This is a genomic window from Rhodobacter sp. Har01 (genome assembly GCF_020564565.1).
GTDB lineage: Bacteria > Pseudomonadota > Alphaproteobacteria > Rhodobacterales > Rhodobacteraceae > Pseudogemmobacter.
The window spans coordinates 1-19,769 of the sequence record NZ_JAJCTD010000012.1; the positions used below are offsets into that span (position 1 = coordinate 1).

The window sequence follows — 19,769 nt, forward strand, 5'->3', positions numbered from 1 at the left end:
GTAGGCCTTGAATTCGCCGAAATACTTGGTGATCGCCGCGGTCAGCGTCGTCTTGCCGTGGTCAACGTGGCCGATCGTGCCGATGTTGACGTGCGGTTTGTTGCGTTCAAACTTTGCCTTGCCCATCTGGGTCGCTCCTCATGTCTTTGGTCGGTGGCGGTGGGGTGAAACCCCACCCTACGGTTGTGGTAGGGCGGGGTTCACCCCGCCACACCGATCAGGCGTATTTCTTCTGGATCTCTTGCGAGATGTTCTCGGGAACCGCGTCGTAATGGTCGAACTGCATCGTGAACACCGCGCGGCCCGATGACATCGAGCGCAGGTTGTTGATGTAGCCGAACATGTTGGCCAGCGGCACCATCGCGTTGATGACGTTGGCGTTGCCGCGGCTGTCCTGGCCCTGAACCATGCCGCGACGGCTGGTCAGGTCCCCGATGATCGACCCGGTGTATTCTTCCGGCGTCACCACCTCGACCTTCATGATCGGCTCCAAGAGCTTGGCGCCGGCCTTCTTCAGGCCCTCGCGCATGGCGGCCCGGGTGGCGATCTCGAAGGCCAGAACCGAGCTGTCGACGTCATGGAAGGCGCCGTCGATCAGTTGCACCTTGAAGTCGATGACCGGGAACCCGGCCAGCGGGCCCGAGTCCATCACCGACTTGATGCCCTTTTCGACGCCGGGGATGTATTCCTTCGGCACCGCGCCGCCGACGATCTTGGATTCGAAGCTGTAGCCGACGCCGGGTTCCACCGGGTCGATCAACAGCTTGATGCGGGCGAACTGGCCCGTGCCGCCGGTCTGCTTCTTGTGGGTGTAGTCGATCTCGGTCGAGCGCGAGATGGTCTCACGGTAGGCCACCTGCGGCGCACCGATGTTCGCCTCGACCTTGAACTCGCGCTTCATGCGATCCACGAGGATGTCGAGGTGAAGTTCGCCCATGCCCTTCATGATGGTCTGGCCCGATTCCAGGTCGGTCTCGACGCGGAACGACGGGTCTTCGGCGGCCAGGCGGGCCAGCGCGATGCCCATCTTTTCCTGGTCGGCCTTCGACTTCGGTTCGACGGCGATCTCGATCACCGGCTGCGGGAAGGTCATGGTTTCCAGCACGACCTGGTTCGCCGGGTCGCACAGGGTGTCACCCGTGGTGGTCTCCTTCAGGCCCGCCAGCGCGATGATGTCGCCCGCGAAGGCCTCGTCGATTTCCTCGCGGTTGATGGCGTGCATCATCATCATCCGGCCAACCCGCTCACGGCGTTCCTTGGTCGAGTTGATCATCTGGTCGCCCTTCTTGAGGACGCCGGAATAGATGCGGGTGAAGGTGAGCGAGCCGACGAAGGGGTCGTTCATGATCTTGAACGCCAGCGCCGCGAAGGGCTGGGCATCATCGGCCGACCGCGCGATGTTGCGGGTTTCCGTCTCGTCGCCCGGCTTGAAGCCCATGTAGGGTTTCACGTCCAGCGGCGAGGGCAGGTAGTCGATCACCGAGTTCAGGACCGGCTGCACGCCCTTGTTCTTGAACGCGGAGCCCGCGGTGACCGGCACGAAGGCCATGGCGAGCGTGCCCTTGCGGATCAGCGCGCGCAGGGTCGCCACGTCGGGCTCGTTGCCCTCAAGGTAGGCTTCCATCGCCGCGTCGTCCTGCTCGACGGCAAGTTCGACCAGCTTGTTGCGCCATTCGTCGGCCTGCGCCTTCAGTTCGGCGCGGATCGGACGGATTTCCCAGGTCGCGCCCAGGTCTTCGCCCAGGTAGACCCACTCTTCCATCGTCACCAGGTCGATGATGCCTTCCAGCTTGTCCTCGGCGCCGATCGGCAGCGCGACGGGGGCCGGAGTGGCGCCGGTGCGGTCCTTGATCATCTTCACGCAGTTGAAGAAGTCGGCGCCGATCTTGTCCATCTTGTTGACGAACACGATCCGCGGCACGCCATAGCGGTCAGCCTGGCGCCAGACGGTTTCGGTCTGCGGCTCGACACCGGCGTTGGCGTCCAGAAGGCACACCGCGCCGTCAAGGACGGCCAGCGAGCGTTCGACTTCGATGGTGAAGTCGACGTGGCCGGGGGTGTCGATGATGTTGAAGCGGTGCTTCGGCGTCTCCATCGTGGTGCCGTCGGTGGTGCGCTCCCAGAAGGTGGTGGTCGCCGCCGAGGTGATGGTGATGCCGCGTTCCTGTTCCTGCTCCATCCAGTCCATGGTCGCGGCGCCGTCGTGGACTTCGCCGATCTTGTGGGACTTGCCGGTGTAGTAGAGGATCCGCTCGGTCGTCGTGGTCTTGCCGGCGTCGATGTGGGCCATGATCCCGAAGTTTCGGTACAGGCTGAGGGGGAACAGACGTGCCATTTTGCCCTCTTACCAGCGGTAGTGGCTGAACGCTTTGTTTGCGTCGGCCATCTTGTGGGTATCTTCGCGCTTCTTCACCGCAGTGCCGCGGTTGTTGCAGGCATCGGCCAGTTCGGCGGCCAGACGTTCCACCATGGTGTTCTCGTTGCGCTTGCGGGCGGCAGCGATCAGCCAGCGGATCGCCAGCGCTTCGCGGCGCTCGGTGCGCACTTCGACGGGGACCTGATAGGTGGCGCCGCCGACCCGGCGCGAGCGCACCTCGACCGAGGGCTTCACGTTGTCGAGCGCTTCGTGGAACAGCACGACGGGTTCGCGCTTGAGGCGGCCCTGGGCGCGTTCCAGCGCACCGTAGACGATGCCTTCGGCGACGGACTTCTTGCCGTCGAGCATCAGGTTGTTCATGAACTTGGTGATCACCTTGTCGCCATACTTGGCGTCGGGCAGGATCTCGCGCTTTTCGGCGGCGTGACGACGGGACATCTCTCTATCTCCTCACTTCGGACGCTTGGCGCCGTATTTCGAACGACGCTGACGGCGGTCTTTCACGCCCTGGGTATCCAGCACGCCGCGGAGGATGTGGTAGCGCACACCCGGAAGGTCCTTGACCCGGCCGCCGCGGATCAGCACGACGCTGTGTTCCTGCAGGTTGTGCTTTTCGCCGGGGATATAGGAGATGACCTCGAAGCCATTGGTCAGGCGCACCTTGGCGACCTTCCGCATGGCCGAGTTCGGCTTCTTCGGGGTGGTGGTATAGACGCGGGTGCAGACCCCGCGCTTTTGCGGGCAGGATTCCAGGTGCTGCGACTTGGACTTGCGCGCGTTCGCTTCCCGGGGCTTCCGGATCAGCTGCTGAATCGTCGGCATTCACGTTCCTCGTTTCGATACTCGCCCCGTGCCAGTGGGGCGCCGCTTCTCGACCGTGCCTTGCGCGAATCGCAAAACACGAAAACCGCAGGCATCCCCTGGGCGGGGATGACGCGGGGAATTCCAGAGGATCGGGGTGCTGCCACCCGGATCATGACCACATCAAGCGCTCTGACCCCGGCCAAGGGCCTGCGCCCCGGTCAAGGTGAGCGGCTTCTAGGGGGAGTCGCCGGGATTGTCAACGCCTCCGGGGAAGGGCCGGAAGACCAGCGCCAGAACCGCCGCGACCAGCCCGGTGAAGAGCGCGGCCAGCAGCACGTCGGACAGGAAATGCCGCCCCGACAGGAAGCGCTGCGCCATCACGAAGACCGGCGCAGCAAGGGTCAGCGCCCAGAGCGGGGCGCGCAGGGCGCCGGGCAGGCGCGGCCCTGCCCAGGCCAGCAACACGGCCAGCCCCAGCGAAAGCGCGACCGCCCCGGCGACCTCGCCCGAGACGAACGAACAGTTCCGCACGCATGCGCCGGAAAGCACGTTGACCGGGGTGAAGGCGGCCTCGCCGCCGAATTCGGTGATCTGCGGCGGCCGGGCGCGGCCCCAGCCGCGCTTGAGCAGGTTTTCGACCAGCACCCCCACCGCCAGCGCATAGACGGCCACCACATAGGCCCAGGCGCGGAACGGCACGCCCAGCACCCGCCTTGACCGGCGCAGGGCGGCGACAAGGCTCAGCGCAAGGGCGGCCAGTGCAACGACGATGGACAGGTTCCAGACCGCGTTCCGCAGCGCCTCGGCCGGCGGCCAGCCGTCCAGCACGAAGCGCCGCGTGGCCGGGTCGAAGAAGGCCGCACTGGCGCGCAGGTCCAGCTGCGGCAAGGCCGAGAACAGCAGGAAGACCAGGGCGCAGGTCACGGCCAGGAACAGGGCAAGGCCCAGGGCGGTCCGGGATCTGGCGGGTTTGCTGGCGGGTCCGGGTCTGGCGGGTCTGGGTCTAGCGGGTTTGGGCAAGGCAGTCTCCTTCCACCAGCCAGGCCGAGAGGCCGCGCCCGGCATAGGCGCCGGGGCCGCGGCCCACCGGCACCGGTGGCGCCAGCACCGGACAGGGCGGCGCGGCGGGCAGCACGGCCAGAACCGGCCCGGCAATGCCCTCGGGCAGCGGATAGCGCTGCTCGTAGTGGTGCAGCGGCGCGCCGGCGGGGCGTGCGGCGTAGATGGCGATGCCGCTGTCGCGCCCGGTGTAGAACAGGTCGGCCAGCACGTCGCGGTCGCGGGCGTGGATCGGCACGCCGCCTTGGGCCTGCGACAGCGCCAGCAGCTCATGGCTCAGCGCGGCGCGGCCCAGGTAGCGCGCCAGCACCGGTGCATCGCGGCCGAAGCGGGTCTCGGGCGCCAGGGTCAACCCCACCAGGGCAAGGCAGAGAGCGGCATTCAGCGCCAGACCAAGGGCGCGCAGTCGCGGCCACCCCGCCAGGACAGCCAGCGCAAGCGGCGTGCCCGAGAGGTAGGCGGTCGCCGTCCAGTTGGCATTGGCCTGGTCCAGCACGGACTGCACCGCCACCGCCGCCAGCGGCACCAGCGCGAAGGCGGCCAGCGGGCCGTGCCGGCGCAACCGGACCAGCGCGGCCAGCAGCGCGACGAAGACCACCGGCCCGGCCACCCCGGCCTGGTCAGCCAGAAAGCGGGCCAGGCCGGCCAGGCCCGGCAGCGCCGCCTTTGCCCCGGGCTGCACCCAGCCGATGTTGCCGGCGGTGTGGGTCAGCGTCGCCAGCCCGTTCGCCGCGTTCCAGACCAGGTTCGGTGCCGCCGCCACCAGGAAGGCCGCCGCCATCAGCGCCGCCTGCCGCAGCGGAATGCGCGCCGCCGGGAACAGCAGCGCCGCCAGCACCACGCCCAGCGGAAAATACAGCGCGGCGTATTTCGCCAGGAACCCCAGGCCGGCCAGCGCCCCGGCCAGCACCGCATCGGCGTTGCGCCCGCCCTCGCACAGCCGCGCATGCGCCAGCAGCGCCGCGGCGAAGAAGGGCATCATCACCGTGTCGGTCGAGATCAGGAACGACCCCACCGCGACCAGCGGCAGGCTGAGGTAAGCCGCGGCCGTCCAAAGCGCCGCGCGGGTGCCGAAATACCGCACCGACAGGGCGGCCAGCAGCACCGCCGTCACCCCGTGCAGCGCCGCCGCCGGCATCCGCACCCAGAACGGCGCATCGCTGCCGGCCAGCCCGGTGACCGCCCCGATCAGCCAGCCGATCATCGGCGGCTTGGAAAAATAGCCCCAGTCGAAGTGCTGGCCCCAGAGCCAGTACTGCGCCTCGTCCACGAAAAGGTCGGTCCGGTCGAAGGCCAGCGCCGCCCAGCGCAGGGCCACGACCGCGACCACCAGCCCCAGCACCGGGGCCAGCCAGCCGGCGGTTCTGGCGGTCCCGCCCGTCATCGACGCAGGGCTCCGGGGGCCTGACTCCGTTCGCGCAGCAGGGCGAACAGGCCGGAGGCGACGACCAGGCCCGAGCCGACCAGGGTCCAGAAATCGGGCAACTGGCCGAACACCAGCCAGCCCAGGATGATGGCCCAGAGCAGCGCCATGTAGCGAAATGGCGCGACGGCCCCGATGTCTCCGACGCGCATGGTGGCGACGACGGACAGATAGCCCGCGATCAGCGCCAGCCCGGCGAAGAGGATCAGCGCCAGTTCGCGCAGGCTGACCGGCTGCCAGCCCTGCAGGGTGGCGCCGGCCAGGCCCATCGCCATGACCGCGGCCGAGGCGATCACCGCGACGGTGACCGAGGGCACGGCGCGGCTCATCTTGCGGGTGGCAAGGTCACGCAGCACGACGAAGCCGACCGAGACGATGCCGAGGACCGACCAGCGGTCGAAACCCTCGGTCCCGGGTCGGATGATGATGAGGACGCCGACAAAGCCCACGGCGATGGCCAAGGCCCGGCGCCAGCCGATCCGTTCCCCCAGAAAGACCGCTGCGGCCAGCGTCACCGCCAGCGGCAGCGCCTGCATGATGGCCGAAAGATTGGCCAGCTTCATATGCACCAGCGCGGCAAGGAAGGTCAGGGTCGAGGCGACCTCGCCCAGGGTGCGCAGGCCGACGAAGCCCAGGTCGCGGCGCGGCAGCCGCAGCGACAAAGCACCCAGGCGCAGGCCGATCAGCACCAGCGCCAGGGTCGACAGCAGCCCGCGCAGGCCGATGGCCTGATACAGCGGCAGGGTCTGCATCGCCGCCTTCATCGCCGTGTCGTTCAGGGTGAAGGCCGCCATGGCGACATTCATCAAGAGCACGCCGCGCGCGTTGTCGGATAGGCGCGCCTCGGCGGCCTGGAATCGGTTCATGACCGCGCGCTCCGGGGGTCTGCAGGGTTCCTTGCGGTGGTCGACCGGGCAGCGGCGAAAGTCAAGCCGGGCAGCGCGCCAGCCAGCCCAGCGGATGCGCCGAGAAGCCGTGGCAGGCCGATCCGTCGGGAAAGTCGATCGACCAGTTTTCCCAGGTCGTCGGCTGGCCCGCGGCGGCCCAGCGGCCCCAGCGGGCGGCGATGATGGCGCGGATGTCCTGTGCGCGGCCCTGCGACCACAGCGCCTGGAACACCGTGTGGTGCATGAACGGGCTGGCAAGGACCAGCGTGCCGGGGCTGGCGCCGTCGTCCAGGTCCAGCGAGCGGGCGGCGATGCGGTCGGCCAGGGCGGGGGCCTCATCCGCCGCGGTGCCGGTCAGGACGAGGAGCGCCAGCGCCAGTTGGCAGGCCGGCGCGCCGCCGGGGCTTTCGCGCCAGCCGTCCTCGGCGCGATGGGTCTGGCGCAAAGTGTTGGCCAGGGCCAGGGCAGAGGCAGACCAGGCGTCGGGCCGGCCGAACCGGGCCGCCAGTCGCGCGGCGCTGTGCAGGGCATGCAGGAAGCTCAGGTTGTAGGTCAGGTTCGGCTCGTCCCGCGCCATCGGCGACCAGTCGAGGAACAGCCGGCGGCCGGGCTGGCTGCGGATCAGTCCGTCCTCGGCCCGGTCTTGCAGGAAACGGTCCAGCAGGCGGGTCAGGGTCGGCCAGTGGCGGGCGATGACCTCGGGCGCGTCGGTTGCGCCGGGGTGGTCGGCATAGGCGGCCAGCAGCTGCACCCAGGCAAAGTTGTAGTCGGTGACGACATAGGCCGGGACCTCTCCGGGCAGGATCGACGGCAGCACGCCATCGGGTGCTGCCCCCTCGGCCGCCATGTCGATGGTGAACCGCAAGGGGCGCGGGTCGTCGGACAGGGCTTGCAGGGCAAACGCCTGCGGCAGGGCATCGCCCAGCCATTGGCTCGACTCGCGCCACAGGCTGTCGACAAAGCCGTCCTGCAGGCAGTTCCGCGTGGTGCGGCGGCACATCTTTGCAGCGGCGGCCAGGGGCGCGGGCAGCTTCGGCAGCGGGCGCTCGGTCAGCGGATAGTGCGGCAGGATGGCGTGGAAGGCGGGGGCCGGGGTTACGGTGGCCACGGCGTCCAGCCGGAAGATCAGGTAGCGGCCGCCGCGCGGGGTGAAACCTTCCACTGTCTGCCGGCCGGGCCGCAGGGTGGTGCGGTCGCTCGGGCGCATCCGGCAGTAGGTCTGCGGGTCGGGCAACAACGGCTGGCCGTCGCACAACCTCTCGGCGTAAGAGACGGTCAACACCTCGCCCCCTGCCCCGGTGACCTGCGCCCCGGCCAGCACGGCGCGGGTTTCGCCCAGATCAAAAACCCAGATCGCGGTCTGACCGGGGGTGAGGGCCTTGGGGATGCCGCCTGGCGGGCAGGCGGCGAAGGCGGCGATCAGGTCGGCATGGGGGTCGTCGGTCGCGGGCGGCGTGGGGCCGAGGCGGGTTTGCCAGGGGGTGGTGAGGGCGCGGGTCTCCTCGACCAGTCGCGGCATGGCGCGCGGGCGCAGGGCGGCCCAGATCGGGCCTTCGGGTGGTTGCTCGATGCGGGCGGCGGGCCAGTCGGAGGCATCGGCCTGCTGCCAGTCTTCGGCGCGGGCCATGTCGCGCTGTTCGACGCCGGTGCCGTAGATCGACACGCGCGGGACCAGCGGCGACCAAGACGGATCGCGGCGGACGCGCCAGGTGGTGTCGGTCCGCAGGACAGGCGCGTCATCGATGCTCAGCCAGGCGATCAGCCCGCAGGCGGCCCGGTGGACGTAGGCGAAGTGCGAATAGCCGGGGCTGTAGACCTGCACCGCGATCCGGTTCAGGCCGGGGGTCAGGTGTCGGGCCACGTCGATCCGGTCCACCGCCATGGAGGTGGGCCAGGATCGTTCGGGGCCGCGGCCGCAGAAGGCTCCGTTCACCCAGAGGCGGTAGCGGCTGTCGGCGGACAGGTTCAGATAGGCCCGTCCGGGGCGGTCAATGGTCACGTCGGCGCGGATGTTCAGGTAGGTCTCGGACAGGTCGAACGGATGCTCCGGGCCGATCCAGAATGTGCCCTCGGGCGCCTTCACGGCAAAGTGCCGTATTGCGCGGCCAGCTTGTTCACCAGCCGGTAGGCGCGGACCAGCCTTGCAGGCGGAATGTCGGGCTGGATGAAATGCCCGGCGTTGAAGATGAAGCCGCCGCCGGGGGCATAGATGCCGAAGCGTTCGGTGATGTATTCGTCAAGTTCCTCGCCGTCATACTTCAACAGCCCGTCCACCACGTCGAGCGAGCCGTAGATCACGATCCGGTCGCCCCAGTTCGCCTTGACCTCGCGCGGGTCCATCCCGGCGCTTTCCTGCACCGGGTGCCACGAGGTGAAGCCCATCTCGATGATGTCCTCGACGATCTGCAGGATGTAGCCGTCGGAATGCAGGTTCACCGGCAAGCCGCGGCTGCGGGCGTGCTGCACCACGCGGGCGGCATAGGGCTTGATGATCGCCCGCCAGAGCTTGGGCGAGAACAGCATGGTGCCGTTGCTGCCCCAGTCGTCGGACAGGGTCATCATGTCCACGCCGGCCTCGATCAGGTTGTCGACCTGCACGCACATCCAGTCGGCATAGCGGTCGAACCAGGCGGCCATGCGGTCGGGGTGGCCGCCCAGGTGCATCCAGCAATTCTCGATGCCCAGGAAGGACGAGGTGCCCTCGACCATCCCCCAGCAATGCGCCAGAACGCAGCGGTTGCCTTTGTGCCGGGTGATGGCAGTGGCGATGTTGGTGCCGCCGAAATCCTCGTTCCAGGCGGTGAAATTCAGCCACTTGGGGTCTTTCGGGTCTTCCAACTGCAGGCCCGCAAGCTCCAGGATGTCGAAGCGGCGGCCGTACTGGTTGGGAAAGGGCATCAGGCCGACGAAGACGTCGATGCCGAATTCCTCAAGGAACTTTTCGCGCGGGCCATAGTCGGCCTCAAGCCGTTCCAGAAAGTGCTTCTGGTACAGCCAGCAGTCGATGGGCGTGCGGTCCACCGGCTGGCGGTTGATCGTGGCCATCACGCGTTGCAACCCGTTCATTCGGCTTCCTCCAGCAGCAGCATCCGGCGCCAGTCGTCCTGGTCCACCCCGGCGACGAATTCGGAATGGAAGCCTTCCCAATGCACCTGTTCCCATTGCGGGACGGTGCCGCGGATTTCGGCGGGGCATTGGCGGATCAGGTCGGCATAGGCGGATTCCAGCAGCCGATATCCCGAGGTGGCCGAGACCTCGTAGCGGGGGTGGGGGGCGATCAGGCCGTCTTCCACCATGGCGGCATCCAGGATGTCGGACATCTCATGCAGCAGGTCCAGCTTGCGCTGCCAGCCCGTGGTCAGGCGCGGCGCCTCATCCACGATATGCGCCAGCCGCGCGCCCATGCGGGGCAGGCGGTGGAACATCTCGGTCATCCACTTGTCATAGGGGTAATAGGTGCGGTCCAGCAGGAAGGCCATCTGCACCCCCCAGCGCAAGCTGCGGGCAAAGGTGGTGCTGGCGTAAAGCGTGTTGTTGCGCAGCAGCGCGCGTTTCAGGGCATAGACGCCCATGCCACTGAAATACCGGCTCCAATGCGCCAGACGGCGCAGGCGGACGGGTTCGGGGTAATAGGCTTGCAGGGCAATGCGGACGGCGGAGAAGCGGGCCGAGGGGTCGTGCCAGACCTCGCCGGCCACGATGTGGGTGATGTCTTCCTCGGGGATCGCCAGCCAGTCGGCCAGGGTCTGTGGCGCCCGGTCCAGACCGATTGTGGAGCGCAGGTGATGCTCAAGGCTGGCCAGTGCAACACCCTTGGTGCGGGTATAGCCCTCGCGCAACTCGCGCCCGCGCCAGACCTGCGGCAGGTGGGCGGCAAGGCCGTCCTCGATCTCGGCGCCCATTGCGGCCATCAGGGTTTCCGGCAGCAGGATGTTCACCCGCAGGCCGAAGTGGTGGTCGGTGGAGTACTCATCATCCAGCCGCAACACTTCCGACCCGTAGCCGAAGACTCCCGCCGCCATCTGCGCGGCTTCCTGCGGGAAATGCACCTGCAACAGCGGGTGGACGACCTCATTCCAGAAGTCGTGGCTGTCGTCGATGATCGACCGCTTCTGCGCCATGCAACCCGGCCTCCCCTCTCGCTCGTCCCTCCGAGTTTTCGTCGAAAACTCGGCTTCCCTGAACAGACCCGAATTTTCGACGAAAATTCGGGCGCTTCAGACGATCCCCGACGACGCCCCCTTCACGGCGGGTCGTTCTTTTGCGACCTTGCCGCGGTAGCCCGACGCCCGATAAGTGGTGATCGGGTCCTGCGCCCCGCCCTGACGGAGGCGTGCCTCGGCCAGGATGGGCGAGACGTCGGTCAGGAAGGCGGCCTTCAGCAGCCGGTGCGCACCGAGGGCATCGTTCGCGGCCTGGGCCTCAGCCAGCGCCTTGCGGTCCACCAGCGAGGCCTGGACATAGGCCCGGGCGATTTCCATGGCACTGGACATCAGGCTTTCGATCGGGTCGGTCACGTTGTGGCTTTGGTCGATCATGTAGGCCGGGGCGAAGTCGCGCGCCCCGCGCGCCTCGGCATCGACCAGTTCGTTGAACACCAGGAACAGGCGGAAGGGGTCAATGCTGCCGGCATCCAGGTCGTCGTCGCCGTACTTGGAATCATTGAAGTGAAAGCCCGCCAGCTTTCCGACATGGATCAGCCGGGAAACGATCTGCTCGATGTTCACGTTGGGGGCATGGTGGCCCAGGTCCACGAGGCATTTCGCCTTCGGCCCCAGCGCCTGCGCGGCGATGAGGGAAGAGCCCCAGTCGCTGATGACGGTGGAATAGAAGGCGGGTTCGTACATCTTGTGTTCAAGGAGCAGCACCATGCCGTCGGGAAGGCCGGCATAAATGGCCTCCATTGCCGCAAGGTAGCGGTCAAACATCGCGGTCAGGCTTTGCTGGCCGGGAAAGTTGGTTCCGTCGCCGATCCAGACCGTCAGTGCGGGCGCCCCAAGGGCGCGGCCAATCTCGATGCATTCCAGGTTGTGCTCCACCGCCTGCGCACGGGTGGCAGGGTCGGCGGAGGCCAATGAGCCGAACTTGTAGGTCAGCGGCTGATCGGGCTGGTCCTGGAAGGTGTTCGAGTTCACCGCGTCGAAGCCCAGGCCATACTGCGCCGCCTCCTGCCGCAAGGCGTTCCAGTCGGCGACCTTGTCCCAGGGGATATGCGGGCTGACGGTCCGCGTGCCGCGGGTCAGTTGTTGGATCACCCCGCAATCGGCCAGCTTGTCATGGATGTGGCGGGGCTCTCCCGGCCCGGGAAAGCGGGCAAAGCGGGTGCCGCCGGTGCCGACGCCCCAGGTCGGCACCGCCACCGACCAGGCCATGGCGCGGGTCACCACGGTTTCGATGTCGATGCCACGGCGGGCCAGGTGCCGGGCCAGCGCGCCGAAATCGTCTTCCTGTGCCGCGCTGGCCTGCGCGTTCAGGCTGCCGATCAGGTCTTCGGAAATCAGCGCGGTCATGGGCTACCTCGTGAAGGAAACGGCGTTGCCGGCGTCGACGTTCAGGAAATTCCCGGTCGACTTGGCCGACAGGTCCGAGGCGAAGAAGTAGACGCCTTCGGCAATGTCCTCGGGGAAGACCGAGCGTTGCAGCAGGCTGCGCTTGCGGTAATGCTCTTCCAGCTCGCTGACCGCGATCTTGTTCGAGGCGGCGCGCTGCTGGCTCCATTCGCCCTGCCAGATCTTCGATCCGCGCAGCACGGCGTCGGGGTTCACCACGTTGACGCGGATGCCGAAGGGCGCGCCTTCCAGCGCCATGCAGCGGGCCAGATGGATTTCGGCCGCCTTGGCGGTGCAATAGGCCGATGCCGCGGGCGAGGCGGCGACGCCGTTCTTGGAGCTGACGAAGACCATCGACCCGCCCAGAGCTTGCGCCTTGAGGATGCGATAGCCTTCGCGCGCCACCAGGAAATAGCCGGTGGACAGGATGTCCATCGTGCGGTTCCACATCGCAAGGGTGGTATCCTCCACCGCCGCGGCCGATGTGATGCCGGCGTTGTTCACCACCACGTCCAGGCCGCCGTACTCTTGCACCGTCTGTTCCAGCGCCGCGACGACCTGCGTCTCTTGCGTGACGTCCATGACCACGCCACGCACCATGTCGCGACCGTATCGCTTGGCGAAACCGGCGGTCACCTCGTCCAGCGAGGGCTGGTCGACGTCGGCCAGCACCACGTTGCAGCCTTCCTTCAGCAGACGGTCTGCGGTGGCGGAACCGATGCCTCCTGCCCCGCCGGTGATGAAGGCGACGCGGCCCTGCATCGGCTTGGCCTTCGGCATCCGCTGCAGCTTGGCCTCTTCCAGAAGCCAGTATTCGATGTCGAAGGCTTCCTGTTCCGGCAGGCCCTGATAGGTGCTGACGCCGGACGCCCCGCGCATCACGTTGATGGCGTTGAGGTAGAATTCGGCCGAAATCCGGGCGGTGGACTTGTCTTTGGCAAACGAGATCATGCCGACGCCGGGCACCAGGTAGATCACCGCGTTCGGGTCGCGCAGGGCGGGCGAGTTCGGGCGCTTGCAGCGGTCGTAATAGGCCGCGTAGTCGGCGCGGTAGCCGGCGATCAGGGCATCCAGCGCGGGTTCGTCGGCATCGGCGGGCAGGATCAGCGGCTTGATCTTGGTGCGCAGGAAATGGTCGGGGCAAGAGGTGCCCAAGGGCGCCAACGCGGTCAGCGCATTCGAGTTCACGAAGTCCAGCACCTCGGGCGCGTCGGTGAAGTGGCCGGCCTTCATCTCGGCCTTGGAGATGCGGCCGCGGATCAGCGGCATCAGGCGGCGGGCGGCGGCCTTGCGGTCCTGCGCGGCAAGGGCGGGCACCTTCTCGCCGCCGAACACCGGGCGCGCCTCGTTCGCGGCCAGCCAGGCGGCGGCGGTGTTGATGATGCGGATCGTGGTCTCGTAGCACTCTTTCGCCGTGGCCCCCCAGGTGAACAACCCGTGGCTGCCCAGCACCGCGCCCTTGAGGTGGGGGTTTTCCTCGGCCAGACGGCCCAGTTGAATGCCCAGGTCGATGCCCGGCCGCTGCCACGGCAGATAGCCGATCTCATCGCCGAAAACGGTTTTCGTCAGTGCCACCTGGTCCTTTGCGGCGGCAATGGCGATCACCGCGTCGGAATGCACATGGTCCACATGCACCTGCGGCACGAAGGCATGTAGCCAGGTGTCGATCGACGGCGCGCGGGGGTTCAGGTTGAAGATGCAATGGTCCAGCGCCTGCACCATGGCGTCTTCCTGGCTGAGGTCGCGATACTGCGCCCTGAGCTGCATCAGCCGGTCCATGTAGACGGTGGCGAAACCGTCCAGCTTCATGCTGCCGATGTCGCCGCCCGAACCCTTGACCCACAGCACCTGCACATCAGCCCCGGTCAGCGGATCCTTCGCCGCGACCTTGGCCGAGGTGTTGCCGCCACCGAAATTGGTGATCCGCAGGTCGGACCCCAGAAGGTTCGAGCGGTACAGCAGCAGCCCCGGTTCATCCAGGCGGGCGGCGACGGCGTCATCCCAGAGGGATGGAAGAAGGCTGCCTTGAGTCATCGGGGGGTCATCTGTCCATCGGTGTCGGGAAGGAATTTCAGGAAAGGATACGAGCCAGACGCTCACAGTCAATCAAGAATGCGCATTCTGCGTCGCAGAGAATCTATTGCGGTGCAGCATCGCGATTGATTGTTGACGGATATGAGCGATTCTTTCTAGCGTAAGGTCATGCATGAACGTGAACGCTGGCACCTGATCCTGAACCGGCTGCGCGAACGCGGCATCGTCCGCATCGGCGACCTGGCCGCGTTGACCGGGGCCTCGGTCGCCACGCTGCGGCGCGACCTGGCCAAGCTGGAGGACAGCGGCCAGTTGCGGCGCGTGCATGGCGGGGCCGAAGGTGCGGGCGTGTCGGGGCAGAACGAGTTGACCGCGACGTCGTTCGGTGCCAGCCAGACCCAGCACGCAACCGAAAAGCGCGCGGTGGCGGCGCTGGCGGCAGGCCTGTGCGAGGACGGCGATTCGATCATCCTGAACGCCGGCAGCACCACCTGGTTCCTGGCGCAATGCCTGCGCGGGCACCGGATGCAGGTGCTGACCAACAGCTTCCCCATCGCGCAGGAACTGATCGCGCATTCCGCCAACCGCGTGGTCCTGCCGGGCGGCGAGTTGTATCGCGAGCCGGGCATCATCCTGTCGCCCTTTGACGAAGACGCGATCCAGCATTTCGCGGCGTCGAAGATGTTCATGTCCTGTTATGCGATCACCCCCCTGGGCGTGATCGAAAGCGATCCGCTGATCGCCCGGGCCGAGGCCAAGCTTCTGACCCGCACCGAACGGCTGATCGTGGTGGCCGATTCGTCCAAGTTCGAGGCCCGCGGCAACATGGTGGTCTGCCCGCTGTCGCGCGTTTCGACCGTGGTCACGGATACCGGGGCACCGCCGCAGATGGTGGAGCATCTGCGGTCGGTCGGCGTGGAGGTGCTGATCGCGGACCCGCAGGAAAGGAAGGTCCTCACGGCGGCCTGAACGGCCGTGAGACGTGCAAACCAAGAGGGAGGAGATACCGATGAAGATGACGAAATTCTCGGGACTGGCGCTGGCCGCCGGTCTGGTGGCGGGCCTTCTCGGCTCGACCGCGATGGCAGAACCGGTGACCGCGACCCCGGGCCAGGCGGTGAACGCCGTCCTGCTGCCCAAGTTCCTGGGCATCCTGCCCTTCGACCAGGCCAACCGCGGCGCGCAAGAGGCGGCAGCGGAACTGGGCTCGACCGGCACGCTGGAATTCATCGGGCCGACGCCCGAGAACTCGGCCGCCGGGCAGATCGAGATGCTGACCACGGCGACGACGCAGAAGCAGCACGTCGTGATGCTGTCGAACAACGCCGGCGACCAGATCGCGCCAACGGCCGAGGCCGCGCAGGCGGCGGGCACCAAGGTGGTGACCTGGGACAGCCCGATCCCCAACGGCAAGGGCGAGACGGTGTTCGTGGCGCAGGTCGACTTCGGCTCGATCGGCGTCGTCATGGCCGACATGGCGTTTGACCTGGCCGGCGGCGCGGGTGAATTCGCGGTGCTGTCCGCCAGCCCCGATGCGGCCAACCAGAACGCCTGGATCGAGGCGATGAAAGAGGTGCTGAAGGGCGACAAGTACAAGGACCTGAAGCTGGTCGATGTCGTCTACGGCAACGACCAGTCCGAGGAGAGCTACAACCGCGCCCTGGGCCTGGTGGACAAGTATCCCGACCTGAAGGTGATCATGGCGCCGACAACGGTGGGCATCGTCGCCGCGGCCAAGGCGATGCAGGACGAGGGCCTGTGCGAGAAGGTCAAGGTCTCGGGCCTGGGCCTGCCGGCGGAAATGGTCAGCTATTCGCTGAACGGTTGCGCCCCGCAGTTCGCGCTGTGGAGCTTTGTCGACCTGGGCTACCTGACCTATCAGGTCAGCTATGCCCTGGCCACCGGCGCCATCAAGGGCGAGATCGGCGAAGAGCTGAACGCCGGCCGCATGGGCGCCTTCAAGATCGAGGAAGACCCCGGCCGTCCGGGCGCCAAGCGCATCCTGATGGGGCCGTTCACGGTGTATACCAAGGACAACGTCGAGGCCGCGGCGAACTGACGTCGGCCTGACGGAACCCGAAGGCGGGGGGGCCAGCCCCCCCGACCCCCCGGGGTATTTCGGCCAAGATGAAGGCAGAAGGTCTGTCAGGAAGGGTCGCGCCTGGTGACTGTCTCTCCGATCCTGGAACTGCGCGGTGTCTCGAAGAGCTTTGCCGCCACGGCGGCGTTGCGGGACATGAGCCTGTCGGTGCTGCCGGGCGAGGTGCATGCCATCGTGGGCGAGAACGGGGCAGGGAAATCGACACTGATCAAGATCATGACCGGGGTCTATCAGCCCGACGCCGGGGAGGTTGTCGTCGAGGGGCGGCCGGTGGTGCTGCGCAGCACGCAAGAGGCGCAAGGGGCGGGCATCGCCGCGATCTATCAGGAGCCGATGGTGTTTCCCGATCTGGATGTGGCGGAAAACATCTTCATTTCGAACCGAGCCAAGGGCGCGGTGATGCACTGGGGCGCACTGTATCGCGAGGCCGAGGCGATTGTCGCCCAACTGGGCGTCGCGCTGGACGTGCGGCGCGCGGCCAGCGGGCTGACACTGGCCGAACAGCAGACGGTGGAGATCGCCCGCGCGCTGAGCCTGCAGGTGAAGGTGCTGATCATGGACGAGCCCACCGCCAGCCTGTCGGCGCATGAGGTGGCACGGCTGATGACCATCGCCCGGGCCTTGAAGGCGCAGGGCGTGGCGGTGATCTACATCAGCCACCGGCTGGACGAGATCTTTCGCATCGCCGACCGGGTGACGGTGATCCGCGACGGCCAGCACATCTCGACCCGGCCCATCGCCGAAGTCACCGAGGACGGCATGGTGGCCGAGATGGTGGGCCGCGCGCTGGAAAGCTTTGCGATGAAGACCGCCGCCAATCCGCATGGCGAGGTGCTGCTGTCGGTGCAGGGCCTGGGCCGCGCCGGGGTGTTCCACGGCGTCAGCTTCGATCTGGCGCGGGGCGAGGTGCTGTGCCTGGCCGGCCTGGTGGGCGCGCGGCGGACCGATGTGGCGCTGGCGTTGTTCGGCATCGCCCCGGCGACCGAGGGGCGGGTGGTGCTGGACGGTCGCGAGGTGGCGCTGACCACCCCGCGCGCGGCGATGGACCATGGCATCGCCTATGTCTCGGAGGACCGCCGCAAGCTGGGACTGGCGATGACGCTGCCGATCCTGGCCAATGTCTCGCTGGCCTCGCTGCGCAAGCTTCTGGGCGCCTTCGGGCTGATCGACCGCAAGGCCGAACGCGCCATGGCCGAGGGTTATCGCAGGCAACTGGCGATCCGCGCGCCCGACGTGGGCACCGAAGTCAGCAAGCTGTCGGGCGGCAACCAGCAGAAGGTGATGCTGGCGAAGTGGCTGGAGACCAAGCCGCGCGTCCTGATCTTTGACGAGCCGACCCGCGGCATCGACGTGGGCGCCAAGGCCGAGGTGCACAACATCATCCGGCATCTGGCCGCCGAAGGGGTGGCGGTGCTGGTGATCTCGTCCGACCTGCCCGAGGTGCTGGCGCTGGCCGACCGCGTTCTGGTGATGCGCGAGGGGCGGCAGGCCGGGATATTGCTCATCGAACAGGCCAGCCAGGAACGGGTGATCGGCCTTGCCACCGGCCAGGGCGAAAGGACGGCGGCATGAGCGGCCTGCTGACCCGCATCTCGCCGCAGACCCTGCGCCTGGTAGCGCTGGCGCTGGCGCTCTTGGCGACGATCCTGTTCTTCTCGACCCAGATCGACGGCTACCTGTCGGCGCGGATGTTCAACCGCATCAGCACTTCGGCCGCGGTGGTGCTGCCGGTGGCGGTGGGGCAGGCCATCGTGATCATGACCCGCAACATCGACCTGTCGATCGGGTCCACGGTGGGCGTCGTCGCCTATCTGACCGGCGGCTTCCTGGGCAGCCACCCCGAGCTGCATCCCGCCCTGGCGCTGGCCTTTGCCATGGGCGTGGGCGGCTTGGCGGGGGCGATCAACGGTGTGCTGGTGGCCTGGGGGCGGGTGCCGTCGATCATCGTGACGCTGGGCACCCTCGCGCTGTTCCGCACCTTTCTGGTCGAGGTGTCGGACGCCCGCACCATCACCACGGCCAGCCTGCCGCAATGGCTGGTCGACCTGCCGCAGGCGACGGTGCTGTCGGTCGGCGGGCTGGATGTCCGGGTGACCGTGGTCATGGCGGTGGTGGCCTGCGCCGTGATGGGGCTGGCGCTGGGCCGGCTGCGGGCGGCGCGCAAGTTCTATGCGGTGGGGTCGAACCCCGACGCCGCGGTGATGGCGGGGATCAACGCCAAGCGGGTCGTCTTTGTGGCCTTCATGCTGTCGGGCGCGCTGGCGGGGCTGTCGGGGTTCATCTTCCTGGCCAAGTTCGGCAACATCACCGTGGTCGCCGGCATGGGGATGGAGCTCAAGTCCGTCGCCGCCGTGGTGGTGGGCGGCGTGTCGATCCTGGGCGGGTCGGGCACCATGCTGGGGGTGCTGATCGGCACCGTGCTGGTCGACACCATCGACAATTCGTTGACCCGCTGGGCGCTGGTCAGCGAGTTCTGGCGCGATGCGCTGCTGGGCATGCTGATCATGGCCGCGGTGACGGTGGACACCTTCGCCAGCCGGTCGCTGGGCCGGCTGAAGGCCGGGTCGGGGGGCGCGGGATGATGCAGGCGCTGAAGTCCTGGGAAGGTGGTCTTCTGGCGATCTTCCTGGCCACGCTGGCCGCGAATGCCGTTCTGGCGCCCGAGTTCCTGACGGTGCAGAACCAGATCAACCTGTTCCAGCTGTCGATCGAGAAGATCATCGTCGCGCTGGTGATGACGCTGATCATCCTGAATGCCGAGATCGACCTCTCCGTCGCCTCGGTCATGGGGCTGTCGGCGGCGACGTTCGGATACCTGGCCCATGCCGGATGGGGCGGCGGGCCGGCGATCCTGGCCTGCCTGGGGGTCGGGCTGGCGGCGGGCGCGATCAACGCGCTGCTCATCGCGCGGGCGGGGATTCCGTCGCTGGTGGTGACGCTGGCCATGCTGATCGGCTTTCGCGGCCTCGCGCGCGTGCTGGTCAAGGACCAGAGCCTGGGGGATTTTCCGGCCTGGTTCACCGACCTGGGGCAAAAGGGCCTGATCGGCCCCCTGCCGCTGTCGCTGGTGCTGTTCGTGGTGCTGCTGGTGGGCTTGGGGGTGCTCTTGCACCGCACCGGCTTTGGCCGGCAGGTGGTGGTGATCGGCACCAATGCCGAGGTGGCGCGGTTTTCCGGGCTGAACGTGGCGCGCGTGAAGACGGTGCTGTTCCTGATGTCCAGCGTCGTCGCGGCGGTGGCCGGGGTGCTGTACGCCGCCCGGCTGGGCAGCGTCCGCGGCGACGCGGCGCTGGGGTTCGAGCTGGACATCATCACCATGGTCCTGTTGGGCGGGGTTTCCATCTTCGGTGGCCGGGGGTCGATGGTCGGCGTTGTCCTGTCGATCCTGATCATCCTGAACCTGCGCAACGGGATGGCGCTGACCAACATCACCGGGCACATCCAGACCGGCGTGATCGGGGTGCTGCTGATCGCCTCGGTCCTGCTGCCGAACCTGATTGCCGACCTGCGCGCCCGCCGCGCGCGAGGATAGGGA

General features: G+C 67.6%; 17 protein-coding genes. 5 read left to right on the forward strand and 12 right to left on the reverse strand.

Features of this window, described 5'->3' with window-relative positions:
- From LHP98_RS18150 to LHP98_RS18205, 12 genes are all read right to left on the reverse strand, one after another.
- On the reverse strand, positions 1–126 hold a 126-nt coding region (locus LHP98_RS18150), incomplete at its 3' end, for a GTP-binding protein (RefSeq protein WP_264473849.1).
- A gap of 91 nt (positions 127–217) precedes the next feature.
- Positions 218–2,335 carry an elongation factor G gene (fusA, locus tag LHP98_RS18155; protein ID WP_227253973.1) on the reverse strand — a complete coding sequence of 706 codons (2,118 nt, stop codon included), beginning with the start codon at positions 2,333–2,335 and terminating at the stop codon, positions 218–220.
- Between the two features lie 9 nt (positions 2,336–2,344).
- Positions 2,345–2,815, reverse strand: coding sequence for a 30S ribosomal protein S7 (rpsG, locus tag LHP98_RS18160; protein WP_227253974.1), 471 nt, complete (start codon positions 2,813–2,815; stop codon positions 2,345–2,347).
- Between the two features lie 12 nt (positions 2,816–2,827).
- Positions 2,828–3,199 (reverse strand): 30S ribosomal protein S12, encoded by a 372-nt coding sequence (rpsL, locus tag LHP98_RS18165; RefSeq protein ID WP_107674699.1) that lies wholly within the window; start codon positions 3,197–3,199, stop codon positions 2,828–2,830.
- A gap of 216 nt (positions 3,200–3,415) precedes the next feature.
- Entirely contained in the window at positions 3,416–4,105 is a 690-nt protein-coding gene (locus LHP98_RS18170; RefSeq protein WP_227253975.1) for a phosphatase PAP2 family protein, read from the reverse strand.
- Positions 4,106–4,184: 79 nt separating this feature from the next.
- The gene (locus LHP98_RS18175; protein WP_227253976.1) at positions 4,185–5,624 is read right to left on the reverse strand and encodes an ArnT family glycosyltransferase; all 1,440 of its coding nucleotides are present in this window, start codon (positions 5,622–5,624) and stop codon (positions 4,185–4,187) included.
- On the reverse strand, positions 5,621–6,529 hold the full coding sequence (locus tag LHP98_RS18180; RefSeq protein WP_227253977.1) for a DMT family transporter: 909 nt from the start codon (positions 6,527–6,529) through the stop codon (positions 5,621–5,623). Before LHP98_RS18180 ends, LHP98_RS18175 begins: the two co-directional genes overlap by 4 nt.
- A 61-nt stretch (positions 6,530–6,590) precedes the next feature.
- A complete protein-coding gene (locus LHP98_RS19650) occupies positions 6,591–8,633 on the reverse strand; it encodes a hypothetical protein (protein WP_227253978.1) in 2,043 nt (680 codons plus the stop codon).
- Positions 8,630–9,616, reverse strand: coding sequence for a uroporphyrinogen decarboxylase family protein (locus tag LHP98_RS18190; protein ID WP_227253979.1), 987 nt, complete (start codon positions 9,614–9,616; stop codon positions 8,630–8,632). The genes LHP98_RS19650 and LHP98_RS18190 overlap by 4 nt, the downstream gene beginning before the upstream one ends.
- Positions 9,613–10,671 (reverse strand): DUF4037 domain-containing protein, encoded by a 1,059-nt coding sequence (locus LHP98_RS18195; RefSeq protein WP_227253980.1) that lies wholly within the window; start codon positions 10,669–10,671, stop codon positions 9,613–9,615. Before LHP98_RS18195 ends, LHP98_RS18190 begins: the two co-directional genes overlap by 4 nt.
- 96 nt (positions 10,672–10,767) lie before the next feature.
- Entirely contained in the window at positions 10,768–12,051 is a 1,284-nt protein-coding gene (gene rhaI / locus LHP98_RS18200; protein ID WP_227254000.1) for an L-rhamnose catabolism isomerase, read from the reverse strand.
- A 12-nt stretch (positions 12,052–12,063) separates the two neighbouring features.
- Positions 12,064–14,133: a bifunctional rhamnulose-1-phosphate aldolase/short-chain dehydrogenase gene (locus LHP98_RS18205; protein WP_227253981.1), complete on the reverse strand. Its 2,070-nt coding sequence runs from the start codon at positions 14,131–14,133 to the stop codon at positions 12,064–12,066.
- Positions 14,134–14,301: 168 nt separating this feature from the next.
- Here LHP98_RS18205 and LHP98_RS18210 point away from each other — a divergent pair, with 168 nt between their 5' ends.
- The 5 genes from LHP98_RS18210 (at position 14,302) to LHP98_RS18230 (ending at position 19,766) form a co-directional block, all read left to right on the forward strand.
- Positions 14,302–15,102 carry a DeoR/GlpR family DNA-binding transcription regulator gene (locus tag LHP98_RS18210; protein WP_227253982.1) on the forward strand — a complete coding sequence of 267 codons (801 nt, stop codon included), beginning with the start codon at positions 14,302–14,304 and terminating at the stop codon, positions 15,100–15,102.
- Between the two features lie 40 nt (positions 15,103–15,142).
- Positions 15,143–16,192, forward strand: coding sequence for a substrate-binding domain-containing protein (locus LHP98_RS18215; RefSeq protein ID WP_227253983.1), 1,050 nt, complete (start codon positions 15,143–15,145; stop codon positions 16,190–16,192).
- Between the two features lie 105 nt (positions 16,193–16,297).
- A complete protein-coding gene (locus LHP98_RS18220; protein ID WP_227253984.1) occupies positions 16,298–17,806 on the forward strand; it encodes a sugar ABC transporter ATP-binding protein in 1,509 nt (502 codons plus the stop codon).
- Complete coding sequence (locus LHP98_RS18225; protein WP_227253985.1) at positions 17,803–18,816, forward strand: ABC transporter permease; 1,014 nt, start codon at positions 17,803–17,805, stop codon at positions 18,814–18,816. Before LHP98_RS18220 ends, LHP98_RS18225 begins: the two co-directional genes overlap by 4 nt.
- Positions 18,813–19,766 carry an ABC transporter permease gene (locus LHP98_RS18230; protein ID WP_227253986.1) on the forward strand — a complete coding sequence of 318 codons (954 nt, stop codon included), beginning with the start codon at positions 18,813–18,815 and terminating at the stop codon, positions 19,764–19,766. The genes LHP98_RS18225 and LHP98_RS18230 overlap by 4 nt, the downstream gene beginning before the upstream one ends.
- Positions 19,767–19,769 lie beyond the last annotated feature (3 nt).

Bases quoted from the DNA above. Each gene is read 5' to 3' on its own strand.
- LHP98_RS18225 (WP_227253985.1), top strand. From the start codon at position 17,803: ATGAGCGGCCTGCTGACCCGCATCTCGCCGCAGACCCTGCGCCTGGTA.
- rpsG (WP_227253974.1), bottom strand. From the start codon at position 2,815: ATGTCCCGTCGTCACGCCGCCGAAAAGCGCGAGATCCTGCCCGACGCC.
- LHP98_RS18230 (WP_227253986.1), top strand. From the start codon at position 18,813: ATGATGCAGGCGCTGAAGTCCTGGGAAGGTGGTCTTCTGGCGATCTTC.
- LHP98_RS18190 (WP_227253979.1), bottom strand. From the start codon at position 9,616: ATGAACGGGTTGCAACGCGTGATGGCCACGATCAACCGCCAGCCGGTG.
- LHP98_RS18205 (WP_227253981.1), bottom strand. From the start codon at position 14,133: ATGACTCAAGGCAGCCTTCTTCCATCCCTCTGGGATGACGCCGTCGCC.
- fusA (WP_227253973.1), bottom strand. From the start codon at position 2,335: ATGGCACGTCTGTTCCCCCTCAGCCTGTACCGAAACTTCGGGATCATG.
- rpsL (WP_107674699.1), bottom strand. From the start codon at position 3,199: ATGCCGACGATTCAGCAGCTGATCCGGAAGCCCCGGGAAGCGAACGCG.
- LHP98_RS18195 (WP_227253980.1), bottom strand. From the start codon at position 10,671: ATGGCGCAGAAGCGGTCGATCATCGACGACAGCCACGACTTCTGGAAT.
- LHP98_RS18210 (WP_227253982.1), top strand. From the start codon at position 14,302: ATGCATGAACGTGAACGCTGGCACCTGATCCTGAACCGGCTGCGCGAA.
- LHP98_RS18175 (WP_227253976.1), bottom strand. From the start codon at position 5,624: ATGACGGGCGGGACCGCCAGAACCGCCGGCTGGCTGGCCCCGGTGCTG.
- LHP98_RS18215 (WP_227253983.1), top strand. From the start codon at position 15,143: ATGAAGATGACGAAATTCTCGGGACTGGCGCTGGCCGCCGGTCTGGTG.
- LHP98_RS18180 (WP_227253977.1), bottom strand. From the start codon at position 6,529: ATGAACCGATTCCAGGCCGCCGAGGCGCGCCTATCCGACAACGCGCGC.